The organism is Bifidobacterium bombi DSM 19703, from assembly GCF_000737845.1.
Taxonomy (GTDB): domain Bacteria; phylum Actinomycetota; class Actinomycetes; order Actinomycetales; family Bifidobacteriaceae; genus Bifidobacterium; species Bifidobacterium bombi.
The window spans coordinates 78,815-90,211 of record NZ_ATLK01000001.1 but is presented as its reverse complement, the minus strand read 5'-3'; the positions used below and the strand labels follow the sequence as shown (position 1 = coordinate 90,211).

Below are 11,397 nucleotides of genomic sequence, written 5' to 3'. Positions count from 1 at the left end.
TTTCGGCTTCAAATCCGGATGGAGCTTATACACCGAAAGAAGCCGGTAACAAGCCGTTCGCCTGATAATCATGTTTCTATCAGGCGGATGACTTGTTGACTCGCCCATCACTCATCAACGTCGGTCGACTTCGCGATTTCAGTCTCGGAGCGGTATTCGGCCAAGCGGTCCTCCAGGCGATGGATTGTGTTCTCCAAAGCTGCCGAACCGAGTACCAGGTGCAGAGGCGTATCCGGTTTGCCGGCACTCTCGATGATCCGGGCCGCCATCTTGGCCGGATCTCCCGGAGCCAGACCATTGGCAGGGTCCAGCATCTTCAGGAAGCTGTGCGTTGGGCCGTCGTACTCAGGCATGAGCTTAGCCACGTGAGCGCTGCCGTAGCGGAACTCGGTCCGGGCTCCGCCTGGCTCCACAATCAGAGCCCTGATGCCGAAGGGTTTGACCTCCTGAGCCACGGATTCCACGAAACCTTCGATGCCAAACTTAGACGCGTGATACATCGAGTTGCCCGGGTACGCCACTTGCCCGCCGTAAGAGGAAATCTGGATGATGATTCCCGAACCCTGCTTGCGCAGGTGCGGCAACGCCGTGCGAATGACCTGTATGGAGCCGACCAGATCGGTGGCGAGAATCTGGTTGACCTGTTCGTCGGTCAGTTCCTCGGCGGCTCCGAAGAGACCATAACCTGCGTTGTTGACGATGGCATCGATGCGGCCATGTCGATGGAAAGCGTCATCGACCACCCGGTACACCGCCTCGACATCGGTTACATCCAAGAGCTGCACATCCAAAGTGTCAGGATACTGTTCACGCAGATCACGCACGGATTCGGGCTTCCGCACCGTACCTATGACGGTCTTGCCCGCAGCCAGAAGCTGTTCGGCCATCTCCTTGCCGAACCCGGAACTGATGCCTGTGATAAGCCAGGTCTTGTTGTCTTCATCGGTTATTGCAGTCATTGTTTTCTCCTTGTTTTGTTAGGCAGCGTTTCGTTACCTACTCTTCGTCAGGCCTTCGTCAGCTACCTTTCGTTAGCTATTCATTACTTACTCTTCGTTGGATGCATCTCAAAGGCGATGTCTGATAGTCTGCGTCGCTTCCCCACTAACAGCGACTCCGCTCCGCAGCACGTCAGTTTCAAGCGCTTTCGTTTCAAGCTCATCCGTTTCCAAGTCCATCGGCCCCCTTCTCCCGTTTTTCGCTCCACGGTTTCAGAAACCCATAGCGGCAGAATCGCGGGTTCCTGAACCATCGTTCACGGAATCGCCGTTGTCTAAACTATTGTTCTCAGAATCACCGGTTCCGGAGCTATCATCCTCAGAACCATCATCATCGACTCCTTCCCCTTCATTCACCGCCTCTCTCAGACATTGCAGAGCGTTGAGACTCCTCGGATACCCTATGAATGGAACATTCTGGCTGATGACGGCGATGAGAAAATCCTCGTCGTTTCCGATTCGAAGATTGGCCTTCGCGTGCGACGTCAGTTGCGGTTCTGATCCGCCTTGGGCGGAAAGGAAACAGAAAGTGACCATCTCCCTCTCCCGCATGCTCAGCCCGGTTCGAGTGTAGTAATCGCCAAAACAATTATCGGTCAGCCACCGGTTGATATGCACGCTGTCCTGCGGCCCGGATTCCCAGAAGTCCTTCATGGTCGGACCGAAAACCGAGATTTGCCTCTCTTCCCCGCCTTTCAGCCGGCTCTCCGAATCGCAGGTGGTGGTGGATTGCGGCGCTAGGGGGAGTTCCACACCGGCATCTCGCAAGGCCTGGTTGGTCGCTTTGAGGAAAGGGAATACGCGGCCTATGCCCAAGTACGCGACGGCCTGATAGACCACCTCCTTGAGCTGCACCGGCGTCAATCCGAAGTTCAGAGCCGCGGGAACGATGGCCTTGAACTCATCAATCCCCTGGCACCCTATGAGGCTGGCGACGATCGACATGAACCTGGTCCGGTCATCCAGATCGGTTTCCCGAACCACCTCGTCGAATGCGAAATTGTCGAAACGCTCGATGAATTCGGGGTCGGTTCTGAGAAAATCAGAACGGTAACCGGGAAACATGCGTTCGTGAAAATTCCAAGCGAACTGACTTATCGCCATGGCATTCCTCCTTTGCGCCACCCGCAGCCCGTGTGGTCCCACAAGCTCCAATGCTTGACATGCTATGCCTGCCGCACTTCGGAAACAATCTCGATTACAGCCCTCATCGATAAGTATTTCTTATCAAACAATTTCCCAGGGAGGACACCCTCTTCCGAAGTCTTTACCGCATCGCACTTAAAGGAATCCGTCAATGAGATTCCACCGTCCGGTAAGCCGGAAAGACGCTTGACATGCCATCAATCGCGCCCTGACCGACGCCCGTCCGAATGCGCCGTTCGGCGCCATTACACGATGCGGCCAAGTGCATCAAGCAACACCATCGCATGACCTCGAATACCATACCGATGTTGAGCACAGTTGAGCAAGTTTGGGTCACGATCCTCATCGACGGGAAACCACCGGCACCCATCAATCCGGCACGTGAATCCCGACTCACATGCACCACCTGCGCAAGCACGTCCAACGCAACCGTCCGCCGACCGCGCAGGTAACCCATGCTTATGTGAACCGGTGCAGATGAGCCGACGGCCGGTCAGTCCACCCCATCACTGTTCGGACGTCGTTGAATCAAACTGCTCCTTAAGAAGACGGGCGAACGCCTCCACGCAATAACCCGAATTTCCCTGCCGCCAGAACGCGTAATATTCCCGCACCAGCGGACGACCTTGACTGGTGACCGGTAACGCGGAACCCACGCCCGAGTCTATGAGCCGACCTGCATGGTCATCCACCAGCATAAATCCTTTCTTGGCGGCAACCAAAATCTTGGCATCCTCTAAAGACCCGGCCATGAGGAAACGGCTTTGAACGCCAAGAACATCACGATGATAGTCCTCCTCCGCCTGACGTTGCCCCTCCTGAGCGACCAGAATGCAGGGCAATCCCGCCAGTTGGGCCAAATCCACCGTCGTCGTTCCGGAAGGCAGCAGCCGCTTGGCCAGCACCACCCGGAAGACCGTCTCAGTGAGGTAATAGTTGACGAAACGCTCGGAAAGCGCCCGACGCTGATCACTGAAGACGAGATCCACCTTCTCATCGGTCAGCAGCCGATACAGGTCCTCATGGGTGCCATGTTCAATGTCGAGCACGATTTGAGGGAACCGCTGCGAAAACTTCGAAACGGCCTGAAGAAACTCAGCTGAGCCATATGACTGCAGATAAGCCACCTTCAACGAGGAATGGACGTTCTGCGCCATCTGTCCGGTCTTGCGCACCAAGGCATCCAGCGAACGCAGCAACGGTTTGCTTTGGTTGTAGAAGTACTCACCGGCTTCGGTGAGTTCGAAGCTTCGGCCTTTTCGGGCCAGCAGCTGAGCGCCGATCTTGTTTTCCAGGGCCTTGATCTGCTGTGATATCGCTGATTGGGAAATGTTGCAACGTTCAGCAGCACGGAGAAAATTATGCTCCTCCACCACGGCGATGAAATAACGCATCTGCTGAAACATGGCTTCCTCCCCTGCGTCCAGGCCGCCCGTGGCGCGCACGGTTCATTGCGGTGCACCTCAGCAATTGTACCCGCGAAGCACGGAACGACGACGCACGAATCAGTCACGATGCCCATCCGGAGACAGGCATCGAGAGACACCAGAAAGGCACGAGACGATGTACAGGACACGGTTCGCGTCTCCGGCCATACGTGTGCTTTTCTGTTCGGGTTGTGGGCTACGAACGGGACATAGAGAGGAACCGACGCGGCATTGGAAAGCGGATTCCAGACGAGGGTGTTCCGTTCAAGCGATGCGAACAGACCCGCCGCAGGAGCAAGACTCACGCAGTGCGAACGAACCCAGCACAGGAGCAAGACTCACGCAGTGCGAACGAACCCGGCACAAACACCGACCCCGCGCAAAATCAGTATCCGGTGTGGAAACATGAGTCCGTGCCGAAACGGGCCCATCCGAGACGGCGGTCATATGCGGAATCGATTCCGCGTAAGGAAACTAGTGGACAACAGTTCCGTTATACGCCTGAAGAGTAGGATCCAGGACATACCAAACGGCACTAGGATTGTAATTACTTGATTTTAAAAAAGCATAATGAATCGCCTCAGGAGGTGCACAATGAAAAATGACCTTATCTACCAGGACACCAGTTATACGTGTGCCCCCACCACCATACTCAACGCGCTTCGCTATCTGTACGAACGCGAGGAACTACGGCCCGACTTGATCTGGACCGTGTACCGGCTGACCATGGACTGCTACGGAGCCGACGGCACCTTCGGCACGGAGGGAACTTCCCCTAAGGCCGTGCTCTCCGTTGCGAACGCATTGAACATGTTTGGAGAAAGCAACCGTTTCCCTATACAGGCGACCGTCTTACGCGACGACCAAGCCCTGGTGGGCTCGCCACAGGCCAATACCCCGCTGCGCCGCACCATTGTGGAAGGTGGCGCCGGCGTGGCTCGTGTCTGGTCGAACAACATGAACGGGCATTACGTATTGGTCACCGGTTTCTCGCAGATGCCCGATGGCACCCCGGCAGTGCGTGTGTTTGACCCACTGCAAGGGGCTGCAGTGGACGGCGACGACGTACTCCGGATTGAAGGAGAGCCTCGCTGTGCGAACCGCCTTGTATCCGTAAGCCTCTTCGACAGTGGCTCACGCAAGCCGTTCGCACTGGTGAACGACGAAAACAAGCGCCGCGTCATCTGTATCTCACACAGGTAGACGGCGACGACCGCACACCACGATAGCCGTGAATGAACACACTGAGAAGACGTGCTCGGACAGCAATGCCGAAAACATAATGGCATGCTTGATGCAGAGCACTCGAAACAAGCGTCCTTCCTCGACTCGATAGATGGCTCTTCACTGATTCTTACGCTTGAAGCTGATGAATTGTAATGTTATTCGACCAGCGGAATTTATCATGAATGCTTGCATTTACATGGCTCTGATAGTAAATCATAAATAGCATCGATATCAAAAGGACGAATATATGACTTTGCAGAAACGGTTTCAACCTATACTTACTGGAATCACTCAATAACTGCATGCGTTTGACGTCAATGATAGTCGGGCGACATCATGAAAGAAGAAGGAAAACATGACTTTTCGTAACCAAACACTCCAACGAGTCACTTCCAGCATCGCCGTAATGGTGACTTGCGGAGTGCTGCTTGCCGGCTGTGGCTCAAACAGCACGAATCCGGCTAACAGCAAAGGTGGAGCCTCAACTAGTAGTCAATCCAATTCATCCGATGGCACCGGAAAACCCCTGGACATCAAGGCATATGACGATCTGATCAAGTCCGGTCCCGTAGCCGACGATTCCACGGTAACCGCCAATAAATGGGCTTCACAGATCAAGAAAAACGGTACCCTCAAGGTCGGAGCAGTAAAGACCTCAACGCTGTTCTCGCTGCAAAGCCCTGACGATGGGAAATTACGTGGCTTCGATGCAGGGCTTTCCCAGCTTCTGGCCCGTTACATCATTGGCGACGCAAAAACAACGGTCAGCGTGGTCGACTCGTCCACCCGTGAAGCGGTTCTTCAGAACGGCACTGTGGACAGTGTCTTCGCCACCTACTCAATCACCGATGAGCGCAAGCAAAAGATTGATTTTTCCGATCCGTATTACACTTCAAAACAGGGCATCATGGTCAGGTCGGACGATAACAGCATCGCATCGGTCAACGACCTTGCGGGAAAGCGAGTCGGCATTCAGCAGGGTTCCACGGGATCGCAGATTCTTAAGAAATATGCACCGAAAGCCAATGGACTTGAATTCCAGACCGACGCCGAAATCGTGCAGGCCCTCAAGCAGAAGCGCGTCGACGCCTACGTCATCAACGAGTCATTACTGCTGGGCGATGTCGCGAAAGACCCGAAGTCGCTCAAAGTGGTAGGAAAGACGTTCGGCACCAGCGATCCCAATGGCATCGGTCTCCCCAAGGGCAGCGACGCCACCAAGTTCGTCAACGCTTGGCTCAAGAAGGTCAAGGAGGACGGCACTTGGGCCAAGCTCTGGAAGCTTACCATCGGCGAGCGCACCGGTGTTACCGAGGTCCCCACCCCTCCCGAGGCGGACGGCAAGGAATAAGGAAAACAACCAGGGAATGCATTCAAGGGCCGGCAACGAGCTGGCCCTGTTTACAAAGTACTAAGACCGGCAGTAAAGTTTGGATTATGAACAGTACACGAACGGAATGGGGCAGCATCCTCTACCTGCTGCAACATTATGGCAGCGAATATGTGGCGAGTTACGCAGTGGCTCTGCGCATCGGGGTTGTATCGTTCTTCGCCGCGCTTGTGTTGGCGACGGTGCTCACCGTGTTGCGGGTGAGTCCCATTGCGCCGCTACGGTCCGTGGTTTCCGGCTATGTGGAGGTGTTCCGTAATATCCCCACCCTATGTTTGCTTATTTTCATTGTATTTGCACTGCCGCAAGTCGGCGTGACCTTGGATTATGAACCTTGTGTCACGGTGACGCTCATCCTGGTGGGTTCGGCCTTCGCATGCGACAATCTGCGTTCCGGGATCAACTCAATTGATGTGGGGCAAATCGAGGCGGCACGATCGCTAGGACTTCCGTTCCGCCACGTCATGGGATCGATTGTTCTTCCCCAGGCTCTGCGTGCCGTGGTGCAGCCCATGACCACATTGTTCATTTCACTCGTTATCAGCTCATCGACGGGCGCCTTGGTTCCGCTCGCACACGTCGAATTGACCGGTTTGGTGAACAAGATCAACGACCAGGAGGCTTTGGGCATTCCCACCTTCATCGTGGCCGCACTCTTCTATGTGTGCACAGGCCTGGTCATTGCGGGAATCGGTCGTTTCCTTGAGAAGAAAGTGGTGATACTACGATGAAGTCCACAGCATCCATGACCTCCACCGAAGCAGCTCTCTTCGAGACCACCGGCCCACGTGCACACCGACGGATCGCCATCGGCACGACCGTTTCGGTATTGCTTGTCATCACGTTGCTCGCTTGGATAGTCGCGCAACTGTACCGGCATGATCAGTTCGACCCCTCATATTGGAGCTTGTTCGCGGACTTCAACGTCTGGAAGTTTCTAGCGCAAGGCTTCGTAGGAACCGCCCGTGCGGCGCTGGGTGCCGGCGCGATCGCTTTGATTGGCGGTCTGGTGCTCATGTTCGGTCGTATCTCACGTTTTGCTCCGCTCCATTGGATCGCAACCGCCATCATCGAGTTCGTCCGTGGAACGCCTACTTTGCTGTTCATTTATTTCTTTTTTCTGGTTCCCGGTCAATTCGGCCTGCACATGAGCACCTATTGGATGGTCGTCATCCCCGTTTCCTTGGCGGCGTCGGCGGCTTGGCAGAGGTCTACCGTGCCGGCATCAGCGCCGTTCCCGGAGCAGAAGGAAGCGGGGCTGTCGATAGGGCTCACCACCTGGCAGAATTACCGTTACATCATTCTGCCCCAAATGTTCCACATCGTGGTGCCCACGATGGTCACACAGCTGGTCGTGGTTGTCAAGGACACGACGTTCGGCTACGTGGTAACCTACCCTGAAATGATGCAGAACACGAAAGTCATTATTGCCAACTACAACAGTCTGCTGCCGGTCTATCTGGTCACCTCGCTGATATACATCGTCGTCAATTACGCCATTTCACGAGCTGCACGAGCGTTAGCATACCGTTCCGATGCCCAGATGAACTCCTGAGACCACGCCCGCGGTATGCAGCTTGAAAGCCATCCTCAACCCTTGACGTCACCAACTTCGAACCAGCGGCCTTCTTTCCTTATTCGACTCGCCTGGCTCCCGAAGCAAGAACCGCTCACTCATCGACAGCCAGCAGTCCAACAACCTTGTCCTTCATATGCGCGGCCGAAAGGCGCATGGGCAGCGATCGGTCGCCACAGATAGATGTCAAATGACCCATCAGCCTTGATTCACAGTTCCGGTCATACGAACAGACAGCACTCGTCCGACGAATGCGTGAGTGCCAAGATTTTCCGCGGTCGAATCCATGCGGAAGCCACGGGCTTTCAAGGCTTCCGCATATGTCGTAAACGGATCACCGATGCATCAGGCAGTCATCCATCCTGACGGGAGGGTGATACGTCGATGTCCTGCAACTTCACGATTTTGGTGTGGTGGCGCCATTTATAACCGAAATACAACACCGCGAACAGGATGACGCTGAAATACGTGGCGAACAACCCCGCCCAGTTGCCGGCTTTGAAATCACCGATACCCTGGCCGCAGATGACCACCGTGCAAACCGCGAGCACCAGCAAAGGACCGAACGGGAATATCTTCGCATGATACTTGAGTTCGTTGAGTTCATACCCTTGCTTCCTGAACGCGCGGCGGAAGCGCCAATGACTTAGGGCGATGCCCATCCAGGCGATGAAGCCGGTCAGACCGGTCGCCGTCACCAGCCACATATAGAATTTCGGCCCGAAGATGCTGCTGGCGAAAGCCGCGAGTTCAACACACATCGTGAGCCCCAAAGCTACGATCGGTATTCCCTTCTTGGTGGTCTTGCGCAGAATTCCCGGCGCGAAACCCTGGTCAGCCATGGAATACAACATGCGCGAGCTTGCGTAGGCTCCCGTGTTGACAGCGGACAGGATGGACGTCAGAACTACGGCGTTCATGATGCTGGCAGCACCGGCGAGTCCGGCACGTTCGAAAACGATGGTGAACGGCGACATGGCCACGTTGGTATCGGATCCATTGAGCAGATTGGGACTCGTGTATGGAATCAAAGCGGCGATGACGAAAATCGAAAGCACATAGAACAGCAAGATGCGCCAGAACACCTGGTTGATGGCCTTGGGCACGGCCGTGCCGGGATCGTTGGACTCCCCCGACGTCACCCCCACCACTTCGGTGCCTTGGAATGAGTAGCCGGCGATGAGAAACACACTCATTATGGCCGGAAGCCCACCCACGAACGGAGCGTCCCTATACGTGAAATTGGTCAGACCAACCGCCGGATGGAACATGATTCCCGCAATCATGGCCAGTCCGATGACGATGAAGACGATGATGGTGAACACCTTGAGGATTGAAAGCCAGAACTCGGTTTCACCGAAAGTCGATACGGACAGGGTGTTGATGGTGAAGACCAGTAGCAGGACCAGCAGACTCCAGACCCACCCGGGGGTCTGGGGCAACCAGTACTGTACAAGGAGCGCCGCCGTTGAGATATCGACCGCGCCTGCAATGGCCCAATTAAGCCAGTAATCCCAACCCATGGCGAACCCCAGAGCCGGATCGACGTATTTCGCGCTGTACGTGGCGAATGAACCCGAAACCGGCATATTCGTGGCCAGTTCGCCCAGGCTGGTCATCAGGAAGTAGATCATCAGGCCCATGGCTGTATAGGCCACCAGGCCGCCGCCTGGCCCCGCAGTCGAAATGGTCGAACCAGACGTCATGAAAAGCCCGGTGCCTATGCAGCCACCCAACGCGATCATGGAAACATGGCGTATTTTCAACCCCCGAAGCATGCCACCGGATTTGCGGCTCTCCAAATTCCGGTCACCACCCGTATAGCCGGCTCGTATGCCGTCGTCAGTTTTGCGTAGCTTCAACTCAGCCTCCTTCCTATCCAATTTCAACAGTATCGTATGCCCAATTGTTTGCTCATGTACTGTATGACTCACATGATGACGAGCCCAACCTCAACAGTTACGCATTTGCACAACTCGAAATCGAATGAAAACAATGCCGTTCAATGAACGTCTACACAACCTCCAGGGACCCCTCTCATAATTGAAGGTCCAAAACCCACATCTGACATCGCGATTGAGCTTAAGCGAAAAGTCTGGGACATCATATCGAATCAGATCGACGCTAGATTCAGTTCTTGTCCAGTATCATACGAATCAGCTTAGAAAACTAAGGCTACATAAGAACGAAGGCGACCGTATCGGGTTCTTCTTAGAGCACCAAAAACCAAGGCTAACAATCTGGACTAAACAGGGTGATGGATAGCCGAACTAAAATCGGTCTCGTCATGTTATAAAGTGCCGAACCTTCAAAAGCAATAACAAACTTGCTCATATTCACACATTTAACTACACCCGCTGAAAACAAAGACAAGGAAACCAAAAGCTGGTCATGCAATTGCGTTTGCACAGTGTAACATAATGCAAAATGGAATTATCAAACTGTGGTCCCATACTCGCCTTTACATGAAGATAGCCTATTGTGGAACCCACGCAGAAGAAACCAGCATTTACTTAGTTGAGCCACGTTTCACGAGGGTATACATACTTTCAAAAGATCGCACCGGCCCATGATAACCTTCAATCCTCTCTATTAGCATCTCCACAGCTCGTCGAGCGTATAGTTCAGTATGAGGATCGATGCTAGTCAAACTCGGATTCGAATAATTATCCTCCGGCACATTATCAAATCCTACTATCTGCATCTCTTCAGGAATCTTTATACCATGCTTCGTTACTTCGTGCATTGCCCCGATTGCAACGGCATCGTTCAAACAAATCACGGCATCAAAATCTCTCCCACTATTCAAGAGCTTTTTCATTCCGGAAGCTCCTCCAAAGGTGGTTAACCCATGCGTCATAGGAACAAACAAAGAAGGCTCTGGCGCAAGACCACGATCTTCGTAAGCCGTGAGGTATCCTTGCAAGCGCAACTCTTGGGTTCCTTCTTTTGCATTCATTATAGCGTCGTAATCAAAGGTCTCACACGGCGAGCCAATCACAGCGATATTTTTGGACCCGGAATCAATTAAGCGACCAACCACATCATGCATGGAATTAAAGTTAGGCATGGTAACATGGTCTACCTTACCGTATGAATCATAATCACTTGCCATCACTACAGGATAAGGTTGTTCTAAGATGGCGCCTTCATTTCTTAACGGACCGTCAACAAAGAAAATCCAACCATCTGCCCCAACCCGATATGTCTCATCGATAATCGTCGATACACCATCACCTCCGACCCCATAAGTACTTACTATGACCCCATAATCAAGATTACGGGCGGCTTCAATTACCTTATCGCAAAAATAAGATCCAAAAGGTTGTGAAAAATCAAAAACGCCCAACCCGATAAGTTTACTTGACCCGGTTTTCAAATTCCGCGCAGAAACATTAATTGTGTAACCGAATTTTTTCATCACACTTTCCACACGTTTACGTGTTTGCGGACGCATACTGCCGGTATTATTTATCACATTTGATACGGTTTTTATAGAAACTCCTGCCTCTTTAGCGACATCTTTGATCGTTACTCTATTGCGCACCACATGACCTCTGCAATCATCATTTCCATGACCTTACCTGTCGTAATATCGAAAGCCGTGCTTCATTTATTTTGATGCGTGAAAAG

The 11,397-nt window shown here is 53.4% G+C and carries 8 protein-coding genes and 1 pseudogene; 4 read left to right on the top strand and 5 right to left on the bottom strand.

The window, feature by feature from the left end; translation table 11 throughout:
* Positions 1-107: 107 nt before the first annotated feature.
* The 3 genes and pseudogenes from BBOMB_RS00335 to BBOMB_RS00320 all read right to left on the bottom strand — a co-directional run bounded on the left by BBOMB_RS00335 (position 108) and on the right by BBOMB_RS00320 (position 3,550).
* Positions 108-959, bottom strand: a complete 852-nt coding sequence (locus BBOMB_RS00335) for an SDR family oxidoreductase (RefSeq protein WP_044087703.1) — start codon at positions 957-959, stop codon at positions 108-110.
* Positions 960-1,346: 387 nt separating this feature from the next.
* Positions 1,347-2,063, bottom strand: a pseudogene (locus BBOMB_RS00330) (carboxymuconolactone decarboxylase family protein); the annotation flags it as partial.
* 587 nt (positions 2,064-2,650) lie between these two features.
* Positions 2,651-3,550, bottom strand: coding sequence for a LysR family transcriptional regulator (locus BBOMB_RS00320; RefSeq protein ID WP_044087742.1), 900 nt, complete (start codon positions 3,548-3,550; stop codon positions 2,651-2,653).
* Between the two features lie 615 nt (positions 3,551-4,165).
* Here BBOMB_RS00320 and BBOMB_RS00315 point away from each other — a divergent pair.
* The 4 genes from BBOMB_RS00315 to BBOMB_RS00300 all read left to right on the top strand — a co-directional run bounded on the left by BBOMB_RS00315 (position 4,166) and on the right by BBOMB_RS00300 (position 7,743).
* Positions 4,166-4,774 carry a hypothetical protein gene (locus BBOMB_RS00315; RefSeq protein WP_044087705.1) on the top strand — a complete coding sequence of 203 codons (609 nt, stop codon included), beginning with the start codon at positions 4,166-4,168 and terminating at the stop codon, positions 4,772-4,774.
* 379 nt (positions 4,775-5,153) lie between these two features.
* The gene (locus tag BBOMB_RS00310) at positions 5,154-6,149 is read left to right on the top strand and encodes a glutamate ABC transporter substrate-binding protein (RefSeq protein ID WP_081867181.1); all 996 of its coding nucleotides are present in this window, start codon (positions 5,154-5,156) and stop codon (positions 6,147-6,149) included.
* 86 nt (positions 6,150-6,235) lie between these two features.
* Positions 6,236-6,919 (top strand): amino acid ABC transporter permease, encoded by a 684-nt coding sequence (locus BBOMB_RS00305; protein ID WP_081867180.1) that lies wholly within the window; start codon positions 6,236-6,238, stop codon positions 6,917-6,919.
* The gene (locus BBOMB_RS00300) at positions 6,916-7,743 is read left to right on the top strand and encodes an amino acid ABC transporter permease (RefSeq protein WP_156097116.1); all 828 of its coding nucleotides are present in this window, start codon (positions 6,916-6,918) and stop codon (positions 7,741-7,743) included. The genes BBOMB_RS00305 and BBOMB_RS00300 overlap by 4 nt, the downstream gene beginning before the upstream one ends.
* A 374-nt stretch (positions 7,744-8,117) precedes the next feature.
* Here the strand turns inward: BBOMB_RS00300 and BBOMB_RS00295 are convergent, their stop codons facing one another.
* Both BBOMB_RS00295 and BBOMB_RS00290 read right to left on the bottom strand, forming a co-directional pair.
* Positions 8,118-9,542, bottom strand: coding sequence for an amino acid permease (locus tag BBOMB_RS00295; RefSeq protein WP_044087747.1), 1,425 nt, complete (start codon positions 9,540-9,542; stop codon positions 8,118-8,120).
* A 731-nt stretch (positions 9,543-10,273) separates the two neighbouring features.
* The gene (locus tag BBOMB_RS00290; RefSeq protein WP_238549835.1) at positions 10,274-11,314 is read right to left on the bottom strand and encodes a LacI family DNA-binding transcriptional regulator; all 1,041 of its coding nucleotides are present in this window, start codon (positions 11,312-11,314) and stop codon (positions 10,274-10,276) included.
* Positions 11,315-11,397: the final 83 nt, after the last annotated feature.